At 31.4% G+C, this 16009-nt stretch carries 12 protein-coding genes; 11 read left to right on the top strand and 1 reads right to left on the bottom strand.

Annotated features, from left to right (window positions below; translation table 11 throughout):
* Positions 1–8 precede the first annotated feature (8 nt).
* Entirely contained in the window at positions 9–3569 is a 3561-nt protein-coding gene (rpoC, locus tag BN3265_RS07205) for a DNA-directed RNA polymerase subunit beta' (RefSeq protein ID WP_058990910.1), read from the top strand.
* Between the two features lie 374 nt (positions 3570–3943).
* Here rpoC and BN3265_RS07200 read toward each other — a convergent pair whose 3' ends face one another.
* Positions 3944–4225: a hypothetical protein gene (locus tag BN3265_RS07200; protein ID WP_058990908.1), complete on the bottom strand. Its 282-nt coding sequence runs from the start codon at positions 4223–4225 to the stop codon at positions 3944–3946.
* 339 nt (positions 4226–4564) lie between these two features.
* Here BN3265_RS07200 and BN3265_RS07195 point away from each other — a divergent pair, with 339 nt between their 5' ends.
* The 10 genes from BN3265_RS07195 to BN3265_RS07150 are packed head-to-tail and all read left to right on the top strand — an operon-like array spanning position 4565 to position 16009.
* Entirely contained in the window at positions 4565–5398 is an 834-nt protein-coding gene (locus tag BN3265_RS07195) for a formate/nitrite transporter family protein (protein ID WP_058990906.1), read from the top strand.
* A 2-nt stretch (positions 5399–5400) separates the two neighbouring features.
* Positions 5401–5901 (top strand): NADH-quinone oxidoreductase subunit NuoE, encoded by a 501-nt coding sequence (nuoE, locus tag BN3265_RS07190; protein ID WP_058990905.1) that lies wholly within the window; start codon positions 5401–5403, stop codon positions 5899–5901.
* Positions 5902–5908: 7 nt separating this feature from the next.
* On the top strand, positions 5909–7447 hold the full coding sequence (locus tag BN3265_RS07185) for an NADH-ubiquinone oxidoreductase-F iron-sulfur binding region domain-containing protein (protein ID WP_058990902.1): 1539 nt from the start codon (positions 5909–5911) through the stop codon (positions 7445–7447).
* 4 nt (positions 7448–7451) lie between these two features.
* Complete coding sequence (locus BN3265_RS07180) at positions 7452–8396, top strand: 2Fe-2S iron-sulfur cluster-binding protein (RefSeq protein ID WP_058990900.1); 945 nt, start codon at positions 7452–7454, stop codon at positions 8394–8396.
* Between the two features lies 1 nt (position 8397).
* Positions 8398–11094 carry a formate dehydrogenase subunit alpha gene (gene fdhF / locus BN3265_RS07175; protein ID WP_058990898.1) on the top strand — a complete coding sequence of 899 codons (2697 nt, stop codon included), beginning with the start codon at positions 8398–8400 and terminating at the stop codon, positions 11092–11094.
* Positions 11087–11587 (top strand): ferritin family protein, encoded by a 501-nt coding sequence (locus BN3265_RS07170; protein ID WP_058990896.1) that lies wholly within the window; start codon positions 11087–11089, stop codon positions 11585–11587. The genes fdhF and BN3265_RS07170 overlap by 8 nt, the downstream gene beginning before the upstream one ends.
* Positions 11587–12207: a molybdenum cofactor guanylyltransferase gene (gene mobA, locus BN3265_RS07165; RefSeq protein WP_058990895.1), complete on the top strand. Its 621-nt coding sequence runs from the start codon at positions 11587–11589 to the stop codon at positions 12205–12207. The genes BN3265_RS07170 and mobA overlap by 1 nt, the downstream gene beginning before the upstream one ends.
* The gene (locus tag BN3265_RS07160) at positions 12194–12892 is read left to right on the top strand and encodes a formate dehydrogenase accessory sulfurtransferase FdhD (RefSeq protein ID WP_058990893.1); all 699 of its coding nucleotides are present in this window, start codon (positions 12194–12196) and stop codon (positions 12890–12892) included. The genes mobA and BN3265_RS07160 overlap by 14 nt, the downstream gene beginning before the upstream one ends.
* Before the next feature lie 7 nt (positions 12893–12899).
* Positions 12900–14117, top strand: coding sequence for a molybdopterin molybdotransferase MoeA (locus BN3265_RS07155; RefSeq protein WP_058990891.1), 1218 nt, complete (start codon positions 12900–12902; stop codon positions 14115–14117).
* Complete coding sequence (locus BN3265_RS07150) at positions 14114–16009, top strand: molybdopterin biosynthesis protein (protein WP_058990889.1); 1896 nt, start codon at positions 14114–14116, stop codon at positions 16007–16009. The genes BN3265_RS07155 and BN3265_RS07150 overlap by 4 nt, the downstream gene beginning before the upstream one ends.

The following is a 16009-nucleotide window of genomic DNA, read 5'->3' as shown; positions in this document are numbered from 1 at the left end:
GGGATTTTTTGTCAGAATTACAAGAATTTGGTGCTATGAGGATGAAAATAGCATCTCCTGAAAAAATCAGATCATGGTCCCATGGTGAGGTTAAAAAACCAGAAACTATCAATTACAGAACACTTAAACCTGAAAAAGATGGTTTATTCTGTGAGAAAATTTTTGGACCAACCAAGGACTATGAATGCTCTTGTGGTAAATACAAGAGAATTAGGTATAAGGGTGTTGTTTGCGAAAAATGTGGTGTTGAAGTAACAAAATCTAAAGTAAGACGTGAAAGAATGGGACATATTGAACTTGCAGCTCCTGTAAGTCATATATGGTATTTCAAAGGAATCCCTTCAAAAATGGGTTTACTATTAGATATGAGTCCAAGAGTTTTGGAAAAAATATTATACTTCGCATCCTATGTAGTAATAAATCCAGGAGAAACTGAATATTACGAAAAACAAGAATTATCTGAAAGCGAGTATTCAGAGGCTCTAGATAATTATCCAGATGATACAGAATTTCAAGCTGAAATGGGAGCAGAAGCTGTTAAAAAGCTTCTTGCTAACATGGATCTTAAAAAAGAATATGAATCTTTAATGAAAGAACTTGAAGATGCAAAAGGACAAAAGAAAGTTAGAATTTCTAGAAGACTTGAAGTTGTCGACGCATTTTTAACAAGTGGCAATAAACCAGAATGGATGATACTTGATGTTCTTCCAGTTATGCCTCCAGAACTTAGACCAATGGTTCAACTTGAGGGTGGAAGATTTGCAACAAGTGATTTAAACGATTTATACAGAAGAGTTATAAATAGAAACAACAGATTAAAAAGACTTCTAGATATTGGAGCTCCAGAAATCATTGTAAGAAATGAAAAAAGAATGCTTCAAGAAGCTGTAGATGCTCTTATAGATAATGGTAGACGTGGTCGTGCTGTAACAGGTGCATCAAACAGAAATATGAAATCTCTATCAGATTTATTAAAGGGTAAAAGTGGTAGATTTAGACAAAACTTACTTGGAAAAAGGGTAGATTATTCAGGACGTTCTGTAATAGTTGTAGGTCCAAATCTTAAATTTAACCAATGTGGTTTGCCACAAGAGATGGCTCTAGAATTATTTAAACCTTTTATTATGAATAAGGTTGTAGAAAAAGACCTTGCCCACAATTTAAAATCTGCTAAAAAAATGGTTGAGAAAAAAGATCCAAGAGTATATGAAATACTTGAAGATGTAATAAAAGACCATCCAGTTTTATTAAACCGTGCCCCTACACTTCACAGACTTGGAATCCAAGCTTTTGAACCAGTTTTGGTTGAAGGTAAGGCTATGAAACTTCATCCACTTGCTTGTCCTGCTTTTAATGCGGACTTTGACGGGGACCAAATGGCAATCCATTTACCTTTATCAAATGAAGCTCAAATTGAAGCAAGACTTTTAATGATGTCAACAAACAATATTCTTGGTTTAAAAGATGGTAAGGCAATAACAACCCCATCTCAAGATATGGTTCTTGGTGCATATTATCTAACAACTATAAAAGAAGGTGCAAAGGGCGAAGGAATGATTTTTGAAGATATTTCAGAAATGAAAAAAGCTCTTTTAAATCATGATGTTACCCTTCAAACAAAAGTTGGAGTAAGAATTAAAAAAGATGAAAAAGATCCTGGAAAAATTGTAAATTCTTCTGTTGGTAGATTTATATACAATGAAGGAATTCCACAAGATTTAGGATATGTAAATAGAAAAGAAGACCCATATTCTCTAGAAGTTGATCAAGTTACATCATCTGGTGTATTAAAAGAAATTGTTGATCGTTGCTTTAGAAAACATGGAAATATTAAAACAGCTTCAGTTCTAGATTATATAAAATCAACTGGCTACAAATTCTCAACTCTTTCAGGACTAACAGTTTCAATGTCAGACGTTACTATTCCACACCAAAAATGGGATATAGTTTCAAAGGCTGATGAAGAAGTTGATAAGTATGAAAAACTTTATAGACGTGGATTTATAACAGATAATGAAAGATACGAAAAAGTTATAGATATTTGGAGAGAAGCTACTGATGAAGTAACAGCTGCCCTACTTGATGAATTAAAATCTGATAATAATATTAAAATATTTGCAGATTCTGGAGCCCGTGGTTCTACAAACCAAATCAGACAATTAGGTGGAATGCGTGGACTTATGTCAAGAGCAGATGGAAAAATCATAGAAATTCCTATAAAGGCAAACTTCCGTGAAGGACTTTCTGTACAAGAATACTTTATTTCAACTCACGGTTCTCGTAAAGGACTTACAGATACAGCTTTAAGAACTGCCGATTCAGGATATCTAACAAGAAGAATGGTAGATATTTCTCAAGATGTTATTGTAACAGAAGATGATTGTGGTACAGATGGATATGTAATTGCCCATGAGTTTAAAGATGGAAATGAATTAATTGAAAATTTATTTACAAGAATTGTAGGCCGTACATCATTTGAAGATATTTATGATAATGATGGAGAACTTATAGTTGGTAAAAACCAAATTATCGATGAAGATAAGGCAGATAACATTGTAGCAAATGGAATTAAAGAAGTTAAACTTCGTTCAGTTCTTGAATGTAAATCTAAACATGGTGTTTGTGAAAAATGTTATGGTAGAAACCTTGCTACAGGTAAAAAGGTAAATATTGGAGAGGCTGTAGGAATTATAGCTGCTCAATCAATTGGTGAGCCGGGTACTCAGCTTACAATGAGAACCTTCCACTCAGGAGGAATCGCAGGAGTTGGAATCACTCAAGGTCTTCCAAGGGTTGAAGAGTTGTTTGAAGCAAGAAAACCAAAAGGACTTGCCTTTATTGCAGAAAATTCTGGTACAGTTTCACTAATTCAAAACGATAAGAAAACTGACGTTGAAATTTTATCTGAAGATGGATATTCTAAAAAATACAATATTCCATTTGGAGCAAGACTTTTAGTTTCAGAAGGAGATGTGGTTGAAAAGGGACAACAACTTACAGAAGGTTCTCTTGATCCACATGATGTTTTAAAAGTTTTGGGAAAAATTGGAGTTCAAGATTATATAACCAAAGAAGTTCAAAAAGTTTATAGACTTCAAGGTGTAGAAATTGATGATAGACACATCGAAGTTATTACAAAGCAAATGCTTAAAAAAGTAAAAATAGAAGATGCTGGAGATACAGAATTTTTACCAGGTTCATTACAAGAAATTAGAGAAGTAAGAATTGTAAACGAACAAATGGAAAAAGAAGGCAAAAAACCATGTGAATATTCTCAACAACTTCTAGGAATTACAAAAGCATCACTTGCTACAGAATCTTGGCTATCAGCAGCATCTTTCCAAGAAACAACAAGAGTTTTAACAGATGCATCAATAAAAGGTAAAGTTGATGATCTAAAAGGATTAAAAGAAAACATAATCATAGGAAAACTAATACCAGCAGGTACAGGTATGAAAGTTTATAATGACTTTGATATAGACTATGAAAATAAAGATCTTGAAGATGCACAAATACAAATGAATATTGAAGAAATTGAAAATAGAGAAAAAGAAGCTCTAAATGAATAAAAAATAAGAGTCGGCATAAAGCCGACTCTTAAAGCATATACAAATCCTCAAGCACGAATATCTGACTCCAAAAATTGTTGATTTCTAAATTTCAAAATTCTAAAATCGCAAACTCGCTAGTGCGAGGACAGATAAATAGCTTAAAATTGTGCCAGTGGCACGATTTTAATATTTATCCCTCGGAATAAAACGAAGAATTAAAATTTAATTGAAGTAAATTTATTTAATAAAATATCATTGCTTTAAATTTTAGAGGGCGATTTTTTAACGAATTTTTAAATTTGAAATCAAATCAATTTTTTCCGTATGATATTCTTAGCATGAGGATTTGTATAATTTGTCAACAGTCTGAGAGTCGGCGTATGCCGACTCTTTTATATTGAGTTTATAATATTTAAAATTATAAAAGTAAGTAAAGATATGATGGTTAATTTTTTGTATTTTATGTTTTTTAAATTTAAATTAACTTTTTGAACTTTTGCAAGAAATAGGGAAAAAATTAAAAATCCTATTGAAAAAACTAGGGATCTTTTTAAAGAATCAACTTGATTGTTTTTATAAATATAAAAATAAGCTAAATATTGAATAAGTAAAACTAGGCTTGCTGAACAAGGAAGAGCTTGTATATATTGTTTGTAATTTTCTTTAGAATTCATTTAAATCTCCTTTCTTAAATATTATAGGGGATTTTTTTATTATTACAAATATTTTGCTTAAAGAGAATAGCTTGTGTAATCAATTATTTTATTTCATTGTAATATTATTAGTTTATATTTAATAATTATAATTAAAAAAAGAGAATAAAAACAAAAAAGAAAAAGATTTCTTGATAAAAATATAACGAGAATTGTTAAAAAATAATCATTGAAAATATCACAATGAAATCGATTGACAGAAAGTGAAAAAAGCTTTAAAATTAATCTAAGAATACATAGAAAATAAATATATAAAATTATGTAAATTTATGTATTTTTTTAAATAAATAAGGAGGTATTATGCAAAATATTTTAAGTCCAGATCAAATATTGGATAAGGTTAGTAATGCTTATGTTAATAAGGCTAGGGCAAAGGCAAAAAGACTTTTTATCCTTTCATTCTTGGCAGGAGCTTTCATCGCTTTTGCAGCAGCAGGATCAAGTTATGCATCTTTTAATTTGCTAGCAAATAAAGATACTTTGGGTCTTGGAAAATTAGTTCAAGGTTTGTGCTTTACTCCAGGTTTAATTTTTGTTCTTATTGCAGGAGCTGAGCTTTTTACTGGAAATAATTTGATGCTTATTTCTGTATATGACAAAAAAATCAACATAAAAGAGCTTTTAAGAGCTTGGGGAATTGTTTATTTGGGCAATTTTATTGGATCAGTTTTTGTAGCATTTTTAATGATGAAATCAGGTCAATGGAACGCATCTGACTCTATGCTTGGGGCAAGAACAATTTTGATTGCAAATTCTAAGGTAAATCTAGGATTTTCTGAGGCTTTTATTCTTGGTATTTTTTGTAACTGGCTAGTTTGTTTGGCTGTTTGGATGTCTTTTGGATCTGATAGTCAAGTTGGCAAAATGCTTTGTGCATTTTTCCCAGTAATGTTATTTGTTCTTTCTGGTTTTGAACATAGTATTGCAAATATGTATTATATTCCAGCAGGAATTTTTGCAAAATCAGTTCCAGCTTATGCGGCTGCAAGTGGACTTGGTGATGGACTTAGCACACTAACTTGGTCAGGATTTTTCATCAATAATTTACTCCCAGTAACTTTAGGAAATATTGTTGGTGGAGGAATTTTTGTTGGTTTAGCTTATTGGTTATCATTGAGAAAAAAAGAGGATTAAATATGAAAACTATAAAAGGAAATTTTGTTTTTGATAAAGAAGAAAATAGAGAAAAAATTAATGAATTTAAAAGATTTATTGAAAAAAACAAGGATAGAAAGGGTCCTTTAATGCCAGTTTTACAAGAGGCACAAAGTATTTTTGGATATTTACCAGATGAAATGATGGAACTTATTTCAAATAAACTAAATATTCCCCTTGCAGAAGTTTATGGGGTTGCAACTTTTTATTCACAATTTACCTTTATACCAAAGGGAAAAACTGATATACATATATGTCTTGGAACAGCTTGCTATGTAAAAGGGGCTGCTGACATTTTAAATGAATTTGAACAAAGACTTGGTATCAAAAAGGGCGAGACTACTCCTGATGGAAAATTTTCTATTTCAGAGACAAGGTGTCTTGGAAATTGTGGGGCAGCTCCTGTTGTTGAAATAAATGGTGAGCAAGTAGAACATTTTACAAAAGATGATGTTTCTAAAGTTTTGGAAGAAAATAAGTAGGTGAATTATGTTAAATTTGGAATATCTTGAAAAAATAAAAGAAAATACACAAGTTTCTCACCCAGAAAAACTTGAAAAAACTGATGATATTCAGGTGAAAATTGCCCTTAGAAATTGTGGGGTTATTGATCCAAAAAATATCGATGAGTACATAGCAAGGGGTGGATATTTTGCCCTACATAAGGCCCTATCAAAAATGGATAGGAAAGAAATTATTGATACTATTTCAAATTCAATGCTTCGTGGAAGAGGTGGAGCTGGTTTTCCTACTGGAAAAAAATGGCAAACTGCTTATGATTATGATGTAGATAAAAAATATATAATTTGTAACGCCGATGAGGGAGACCCAGGTGCTTATATGGATAGGTCAATTCTTGAAAATGACCCACATTCAGTTCTTGAGGCAATGGCTATTGCAGGTTATGCAATTGGAAGTGATGAAGGATTTATTTATGTAAGAGCTGAATATCCAAAAGCTGTTGAAAGTTTAAAATATGCTATAAAAGATGCTGAAGAAAAAGGTTTTCTAGGCAAAAATATTATGGATTCTGGTTTTAATTTTACAATTGAATTAAGACTAGGTTCAGGTGCTTTTGTTTGTGGAGAATCTACAGCCTTGATGGAATCTATCGAGGGCAAAAGAGGAATGCCAAGAGTTAAAATCCACCGTACAGCCTTCAGGGGCTTGTGGCAAAAACCTACAGTTATAAATAACGTAGAAACTTTGGCAAATGTTGCTCAAATTATTATAAATGGTGCTGATTGGTACAGAAGTATTGGTACAGAAAAATCTCCTGGAACCAAAGTTTTCTCCTTGGTTGGAGATGTAAAAAATAGTGGATTGATTGAAGTTCCTATGGGAACAACTTTAAGAGAAATTATTTATGATTTGGGTGGAGGAATAGAAGGCGACAAAGAATTAAAAGCTGTTCAAACTGGTGGCCCATCTGGTGGATGTATTCCTGCAAAATATTTGGATTCATCTGTAGATTATGAAACCCTAAAAGAATTAAATTCAATTATGGGTTCAGGTGGAATGGTAGTTATGGATGAAAATACTTGTATGGTTGACATAGCAAGATTTTTCCTCGACTTTACTTGTGATGAATCCTGTGGAAAATGCGTTCCTTGTAGGGAAGGTACAAAGAGAATTTTGGAAATTCTTGAAAGAATCGTAGCTGGAAAAGGAAAAATGGAAGATATAGATAGGCTTGAAGAGTTAAGCGAATTGGTAACAGAGGCTTCTCTTTGTGGTTTGGGAAAATCAGCAGCCTTTCCAGTAATTTCTACCTTAAAATATTATAAGGATGAATACATAAACCATATTGAAAATAAACACTGTCCAGCTGGATCTTGTAAGGCCTTATTATCTTATAAAATCGAAGATAATTGTATAGGATGTGGAACTTGTAAGAGAAATTGTCCTGTTGGATGTATTAGTGGAAAAGTTAAAGAAAAACATACAATTGATCAAGAAAAATGTATCAAGTGTGGAACTTGCTATAATGTTTGTCCAATAAAACCAAAAGCTGTAGTAAAGGGATGATCTTATGACAGATATTACAATAAAAATTGATGGAAAAGAAATAAAAACTCAAAAAGATAGGTTTGTTTTGGATATAGCAAGGGAGAATGGAATAGAAATTCCTGCGATTTGCTATGATCCAAGTTTGAAGGCCTTTGGTGGATGTAGACTTTGTATAGTTGAAATTACAAAAAACGGTAGAAGTAAAATCGAAACATCTTGTTCAGCAAGGGCAAGTGATGGGATGGAAGTAAAAACTCAAACAGAAGAATTAAGAGAAAAAAGAAGAAATATTTTGCAACTTTTACTAGATTCTCATCCAAATGATTGCCTAACCTGCCAAAAAGCTGGAACTTGTCTTTTGCAAAAATACGCCTACGAATATGATGTAAAATTTAGAGACCACGATGGGGCAAAAAGAGAAGAAAAATATGACTTATCAAGTCCATATATTTATAAAGACAATTCAAAATGCATTCTTTGTGGAAAATGCGTACAAATTTGTAAACAAGTAGAAGAAAGAGCGATTTTATCTTTTGCCGACAGGGGATACGATTCTTATATAGCTTGCGATTTGGGAGAAGATTTTGCTCATTCCTATTGTGTTTCATGTAACAGGTGTGTTTCAATTTGTCCTGTAGGAGCCTTGGTCGATAGAAGACTTATGGGAAAAATTAGAAACTTTGAAGGAGAAACCAAAGAAGTTAAGTGCAAGGTTTGCGATTATGGATGTGATTTTAATCTTCATTCAAAAGATGGCAAAAATATTGCAGTAAGTGCAAAAAAACCTGGAAATGGAAGACCACTTTGCTTAAAGGGAAGAATGATGACAGAGTTGATGTTTTTGGATAATCCAGATAAACCTTACATGAAAGGGGCTGGAGAGTTTAAAGAAACTAATTGGATGACTGTCACAGGTTTAAATAATGTTTATAAAAAAATTGAAAAAATAGAAGATAAAGGAGAATAATATGAAAGTCATAATTAATGATTTTGAATATAATCTTGATACTCCTAAGACTATTCTTGAATTTTGTAAGGAAATTGGCATAGAAATTCCAACCCTTTGTAAGGATGAAAGACTTTTGCCAAATGGAGCTTGTAGACTTTGTATTGTTGAAATCGAAGGATACAAAACTCCAGTTACAGCTTGTTCACAAAAAATAAAAGATGGGATGAAAATTTATACTCACAGTGAAAAAATAATGAAAATGAGAAGAGAAATTTTGGATTTATTATTCTCAAACCATCCAAATGATTGCCTATCTTGTGATAAGTCTGGAAAATGTAAATTACAAAATTATTGCTATGAGTATGGAATAAGTGAGGGATCTTTTAAAAGAGAGATAAAAGATTTACCAATTGATTTTTCAAATAAATTTTATTCTTACGATCCTAATAAGTGTATAAAATGTGGGATTTGTGTAAGTGTGTGCAATAATCTCCAAAATAGCCATGCCATAAGTTTTGTTGATAGGGGATTTGATACATATATTGGAACCCCTATGGATAAGGGACTTGGTTTTTCAGATTGTGTTTCTTGTGGAAATTGTGTTTCAGCTTGTCCGGTTGGGGCCTTAAATCCTAAGAAAAAATACGAAGAAGATAAGTTTAGGTATTGGGAAACTCGAAAAGTTCAAACAACTTGCTCATATTGTGGAGTAGGTTGCCAAATAAATTTACTTATTAAGGGGAATAGGATTGTTGAAGTTGAACCAATTAATACAATTCCAAATGATGGGCTCTTGTGTGTAAAGGGAAAATTTGCCCACAAATTTGTAAACCATCCTGATAGGCTTACAAAACCACTTATTAGAAAAAATGGAAAATTAGTTGAAGCATCTTGGCAAGAAGCCTACAGAGTCATAAAAGAAAAATATGACCAAACAATGGAGAAAAAAGGTCCGGATGGATTTGGAGGATTTTCTTCAGCAAGATGTACAAACGAGGAAAATTATCTTTTCCAAAAATTTGTAAGGACAGTTTTTAAAACAAATAATGTAGACCACTGTGCTCGTCTTTGTCACGCATCAACCGTAGCAGGCCTTGCAAACACTCTTGGAAGTGGAGCAATGACCAATAGTATTGCAGAAATTGAAGGAACTGATGCCTTTATAATAATTGGAACAAATACGACGGAAAACCATCCTGTTATTGGAACCAAAATCAAAAAGAGAGTAAAAGAAGGGGCTAAACTTATAGTTATAGATCCTAGGGAAATTGAACTTGCAGATTATGCTGATATTTATTTACAGATAAAACCTGGAACAAATATTGCAGTTTTAAATGGCCTAATGCATATTATTTTAAAAGAAAATCTTCACGATATGGATTATATAAATGAAAGATGCGAAGGCTTTGAAGAGTTTAGAAAAACTGTAGAAAAATATACACCAGACCTAGTTGCAAAAATTTGCCATATAAACAAAGATGATCTTATAAAAGCTGCAAGAATGTATGCAAAAGCAAACAAGGGTGCTTTATATTATTCAATGGGAATCACCCAACATTCTTCAGGAACAAACGGAGTAAGATCAACTTCAAATTTACAAATGCTTACAGGTAATGTTGGTTTTGAATCTACAGGAATAAATCCTTTGAGAGGACAAAATAACGTTCAAGGAGCTTGTGATATGGGAGCTCTTCCAACAGACTATACAGGATATCAAAAAGTATTTATCGATCCTGTAAGAGAGAGAATGGGACAATTTTGGAAAAGAGATCTTCCTGATAAAAAAGGTTTGACAATTACAGAGATGATGGATTCAGCAGACAGAGGAGAGCTTTCATTTTTATATATAATGGGAGAAAATCCTATGATTTCAGATCCTGACCAAAATCACATCAAAGAAGCATTGAAAAAATTAGATTTTTTACTTGTTCAAGATATTTTTCTTACTGAAACAGCAGAATTTGCTGATGTAGTTTTACCAGCAGCATCTTTTGCAGAAAAAGACGGAACTTTTACAAATACAGAAAGAAGAATTCAAAGAATAAATAAGGCGATTGATCCAATTGGAGAAGCCAAAGCTGATTGGCAAATTTTGATGGAAATTTCAACTATTTTGGGATATGAAGAATATTATGAGAATCCTAGCGAAATTATGGATGAAATTGCAGCTTGTACTCCTTCATACGGTGGAATTTCTTACAAAAGACTTAAAAAAGAAAGTCTCCAATGGCCATGTACAAACAAAGACCACCCTGGAACAAAATATTTACACAAAAATACAATGGCTAGGGGCAAGGGACTTTTTGTACCAATAGATTATGAAGAAAGCAAGGAATTGCCAGATGAAAAATATCCATTGATTCTTACAACTGGAAGAATGCTTTACCAATATCACACAAGAACTATGACAGGAAAAATTGAAGGATTAAGTGAGATTGCAGGAAAATCTTATATAGAAATTTCCCCACAAACTGCAAAACTTTATAATATAAAAAACGGTGAAAAAATTAAAGTTTCATCAAGACGTGGAAGTGTAGAATCTTATGCGAAAGTAACGGAAAAAATAAATCCAGGAGTTGTATTTATGCCTTTCCATTATGTTGATGGACCAGCAAATAGGCTTACAAATCCAACCCTTGATCCAATTGCAAAAATTCCTGAGCTTAAAGTTGCAAGTGTTATGATTGAAAAAATAGAAAGGAGTTCTTATGTATGATCCAATAAAAATAATTAGCCTTGCCATGGAAATGGAACTGTATGGGCACAATTTTTATAAAGATAATGCAGAAAAAAGTCAAAATCTACAAACTCAAGCAGTTTTTAAAAAATTATCAAAAATTGAGTGGGGTCATTATGAATATCTAAAAAATCTTCTTTCCAAATACAAGGGAGAAGATGTAGATGAAAAAGATTTGACTTTGCCAAAAGATAATGCGGAAGAATTTTTTGACCAAAGAAAAGAAAGCGAAAATTTGGACCAAAATTTGGAGCAATCAATGATTCCTGATATGAATGTTTTGAGAATGGCATATCTTATCGAAGAAGATTTTAGAGATTATTATAAATCTATGGCAAAAAAAGTTGATGATGGCGAATTGAAAGAAATTTTGGAAAATTTTTCTACTTGGGAAGATGAACACGCAAATATTTTCAAAAAAGAATATGATAAGTTGATGGACCAATACATGAACATTAGCTGGGGTGGCTGATGGGAAATAAAAAAATGACGGCTCTCGTTCTTTCTGGAGGAAAAAGTACAAGGATGGGAGTTGATAAACAAAAGTTATCCTATAATGGTGTCTATTTAATTGACACCATTATAGAAAACTTGGCAAAAAATTTTGATCAAATCATAATTTTGTCAAATGAAAAAAATTTTTTTGAAAATAGGTATAAAAATTATAAAAATGATATACTTATAAAAGAAGATATAATAAAAAATATTGGCCCCTGTGCAGGATTGTATAGTGGCCTTATTTATGCAAAAAATGAGGATAATTTTTTAATTGCCTGCGATATGCCTTATTTTAATCAGGCTTACATTGATTTTTTGAAGGAAAAATCTTATGAAAAAATTTTAGCCTACAAAAATGAAAAATATTTTGAGCCTTTTTTTGCCCTTTACAAAAAAGAATTGGCAAATGATTTAAAAGAATATATAAAAAATGGCGGTCGCAGCTTGAATGGATTTTTAAGAGAAATTTCTCCTACTGTGATAAAAAAAGAAGAAATAAAAGATATAAAAAATTTCGAGAAGATTTTTAGAAATTTAAACTATCCTGATGATTGGAAGAAATTTATAGAAGAGAGTAAAAATGAATTCAGTTAAAAAATACCAGATTGAAAAAATTGAAAAAGATGTGGATTTGAACTTGATGGATGAGGTCATTGTTGAATATCCTTTAGAAATTTTTGTAAATGGGGAAAAATTTACAAGATTAACCTTAACTCCAGTTGAAATAGAAAATCTTGTCATAGGCCATCTTTATAGCGAAAATCTCATTAATTCAATAAACGATATTAAAAATTTAAAAATAAAAGAAAATAAAGTTTATCTTGATTTAAAGAAGGAAAAATCTCAAAAAAAGATAAGAGAGATTAAAAATCAAACAATTGATAGGAAAAAACTTTTCGATTTTTCAAAAAGATTTCAAAATGAGTCCGAAATTTTTAAAAGAACTGGAGGGGCTCATTCTTGTGCCCTTGTAAAAAATTACCAAATTATAAAATTTGAGGAAGATGTTTCAAGAAGTAATGCCGTTGATAAATTGATTGGCTATATTTTAAAAAATGAAATCGACCTATCTGATAAATTTATTTTTACATCTTGTAGGATAAGTGAAGTTATTATGGAAAAAATTTTAAATATTGGTTTTAACCTTCTTATTTCCCAGTCATGCCCAACAAGTTTTGCAGTTGATTTGGCAAGGGAGAAAAATATAAATTTAATAGGTTTTGCAAGAGGGGAAAGATTTAATGTTTATAAAAAAAATGAAAATCTTTCTATAAAATGAGGTTTATATGGATTTATTAGATGTTGTAAAAATAGATAAGGCTATTGATTTACAGGTTTCTTTGATGGAAAAAATTGGATATAAGAAAAAAATCCAAATAAAAACTTGCAATTCTTTGGGCTATATTTTGGCTAATGATTTGATTTCAAAAGATAATCTGCCATGTTTTAGAAAAAGTACTATGGACGGCTACGCCATAAATTATAAGGATAGCCTTGGTGCGACAGATTCGATTCCTTCAATGTTAAAAGTTATTGAAGAAATCCAAATGGGCCAGGTTCCTCAAAAAAAATTAAAAAGAGGCGAGGCCTCAAAAATTTATACTGGCGGCATGGTTCCAGAAGGGGCAGATGCAGTTTTACCCATAGAATATACAGAAATTTTATCAAAAAAATTAATTTCAATCAGTAAGCCTGTGGTTTTTATGGAAAATATTATAGATATTGGTGATGATTCAAAAATTGGAGATATTTACGAAAAAGAAGGAAAAATCATAGATCCTGAAACAATAGCCATGGCAGCGAGTCTTGGCTATGAAAAAATTGAGGTTTATGACAAATTAAAATGTAAAATTTTATCTACTGGGGATGAAATTATTCCGGTAAATTCAAATCTAGTACCAGGAAAATCAAGGGATATTAATTCCTATATGCTTTATTCTTTGCTAAAAAATATGGGAATTGATGTTATTTCTATGAAACACTTGGAAGATGAAAGAAATTTAATAAAAAAAGAGCTTGAAGAGGATTTGGATTTGATAATAATTTCTGGTTCATCATCAAAGGGAAATAAAGATTTTGTTCCAAGCATTTCAAAAGAATTAAATCCTGGAATGATTTATCATGGAATTTCTATAAAACCTGGAAAGCCTACAAGTTTGAGTCAAAACAATAAAACAATGATTTTGGGACTTCCTGGAAATCCTATTAGTGCCTATGCAGTTTTTAGGACGATTTTCCAAAAAGCCTATGAAAAATATTTTAAAATTGATGAAAATTTAAAAATAAAATGCAAAATCAAGAGAAATATTGCTAATACTTCAGCAAAAACAATGATTTGTCTTGTGGAAATAAAAAAAGAAGGAAATGACCTTGTGGCAAGTCCTATTTTTGGATTTTCCAACAATATTTCTTTACTGAAAAAAGCCAAGGGCTATATTGTTATTGATGAGTACGTTGAAGGAATAAAAGAAAATGAAAAAGTGTGGGTGAATCTTATTAGATGAGAAATATTTATTTGGATACAAAAGAGTTAGAAGAGGCAATAGAGATTTTTCACGAAAATATTGGGGAATTTTTTGTAGATGAAAAAAGTGAAATTATTGATTCCAAGGATGCTTTTGGAAGAGTTTCAAAAAATGCAGTTTTTGCAAAATATTCATCACCAGCCTACCATTCATCAGCCATGGATGGGGTTATGGTTAAAAGTGAGATGACAAAACTTGCAAGAGAAAATAAGCCTTTGTTTATAAAAAATGAAGATTTTATTTATTGTAATACGGGTTCTGCCTTAATAAAACCTTATGATGCAGTAATAATGATAGAAGATGTGGAAATTAAAGAAGATGGAATTGTAATTTTAAAACCTGTAAATGCCTGGGAGAATATAAGAATCCAAGGAGAAGATGTAATCGAAAAAGATTTGATTTTTACATCTTATCACAAATTTAGGTCGGTTGATCTTTCGGTTTTAATTTCTGCAGGAATAAATGAAATTGAGGTCTTAAAAAAACCAATTATTGGAATTATTCCATCTGGAAATGAAATAATTGATAACAAAGAAGACTTGGTGAAGGGAAAAATTATTGAATCAAATTCTTCTATGTTAAAATCTATGGCAAAAGAGTGTGGTTTTGAAACAATAATTTATCCCATTGTAAAAGATGAAAAAAAACAAATTAAAAAGGCTCTTGAAAAGGCCGAGAAAGAATGTGATTTTGTAACCTTAATTGCAGGAACTTCTGCAGGAAGCAAGGATTATACGAGAGAAATTGTAGAGGAAATTGGAGAAGTTTTTGTTCATGGTCTTTCAATAAAACCCGGAAAGCCTGCAATTCTTGGAAAAATTTCCCAAACTCCCTTTGTTGGACTTCCAGGTTATCCCGTTTCAACCCATATAGTTTTTGATAAAATTGTCCTTCCTACTCTTCTTAAAAAAATGAGAATTATTTCTGATGATAAAATAAAAATTAAGGCAAAACTTACTAAACCTCTTATTTCTTCATTAAAAAACAGGGAATACATTAGGGTTAAAATTGGTTTGGTTGATGGAGAAATTATTGTAACTCCTCTTGATAGGAAGGCTGGATCCTTGTTTTCTTTATCAGAATCAGACGGTTATTTAATTATTGATAGAAATATTGAAGGTTATAATAGGGGAGATTTGGTAGAGGTCACCTTGCACAGACCAATTCCAAAAAAAGTTTTTGAAAACAGGATGGTTTCAATTGGATCTCACGATATAGTTTTGGATATTTTAAATGATTTGTTTGCAAAAGATAAAAAGCTTACAAGAATTTCATCATCACACGTTGGCTCTTTGGCAGGACTCAAGGCCCTAAGCCAAGGAGATTGTATGCTTGCTCCATCACATTTACTAGATGAAAACGGGACCTATAACAACGAGGCAATTGATTTATTTTTTGAAAAAGAGGAAGTTTCAAAAATAAATGTAGTTGGGCGTAGGCAGGGGATTTTTGTTCAAAAAAATAATCCATTAAAAATTAAAACCATAGAAGACCTTCTTGATAAAAAAATGGTAAACAGGCAAAGAGGAGCAGGGACTCGTTTGTTGTTTGATTATTTGTTAAAAAAGAAAAATATTGATCCAGAAAAAATAAATGGCTATGACAACGAAGTGACTACTCACTTGTCTGCTGCCCTTGCAGTAAAAAACGGAGATTGTGATTTTTCAATTGGAGTTGAATCAGCTGCCATAAAAATGGACATAGATTTTATTTACCTAAAAGATGAAGAATATCAATTTATAATAAAAAAAGAAAATTTGAAACTCGAATCTATTAAGGACTTAATCGAAGTTTTAAAATCAGATGAATTTAAAAATAAAATGAAAGACTTAGGTGGGTATAATACTAAGGAAAGTGGAAATATTTTATAG

Source organism: Anaerococcus rubeinfantis (genome assembly GCF_001487145.1).
GTDB classification, from domain to species: Bacteria; Bacillota; Clostridia; order Tissierellales; family Peptoniphilaceae; genus Anaerococcus; species Anaerococcus rubeinfantis.
This window is presented reverse-complemented; position numbering and strand designations above follow the sequence as displayed.

Coding starts and splice junctions, on each gene's coding strand:
- nuoE (WP_058990905.1), top strand. CDS start 5,401: ATGAAAACTATAAAAGGAAATTTTGTTTTTGATAAAGAAGAAAATAGA.
- BN3265_RS07150 (WP_058990889.1), top strand. CDS start 14,114: ATGAGAAATATTTATTTGGATACAAAAGAGTTAGAAGAGGCAATAGAG.
- BN3265_RS07170 (WP_058990896.1), top strand. CDS start 11,087: ATGTATGATCCAATAAAAATAATTAGCCTTGCCATGGAAATGGAACTG.
- fdhF (WP_058990898.1), top strand. CDS start 8,398: ATGAAAGTCATAATTAATGATTTTGAATATAATCTTGATACTCCTAAG.
- BN3265_RS07160 (WP_058990893.1), top strand. CDS start 12,194: ATGAATTCAGTTAAAAAATACCAGATTGAAAAAATTGAAAAAGATGTG.
- mobA (WP_058990895.1), top strand. CDS start 11,587: ATGGGAAATAAAAAAATGACGGCTCTCGTTCTTTCTGGAGGAAAAAGT.
- BN3265_RS07200 (WP_058990908.1), bottom strand. CDS start 4,225: ATGAATTCTAAAGAAAATTACAAACAATATATACAAGCTCTTCCTTGT.
- BN3265_RS07185 (WP_058990902.1), top strand. CDS start 5,909: ATGTTAAATTTGGAATATCTTGAAAAAATAAAAGAAAATACACAAGTT.
- BN3265_RS07180 (WP_058990900.1), top strand. CDS start 7,452: ATGACAGATATTACAATAAAAATTGATGGAAAAGAAATAAAAACTCAA.
- BN3265_RS07195 (WP_058990906.1), top strand. CDS start 4,565: ATGCAAAATATTTTAAGTCCAGATCAAATATTGGATAAGGTTAGTAAT.
- BN3265_RS07155 (WP_058990891.1), top strand. CDS start 12,900: ATGGATTTATTAGATGTTGTAAAAATAGATAAGGCTATTGATTTACAG.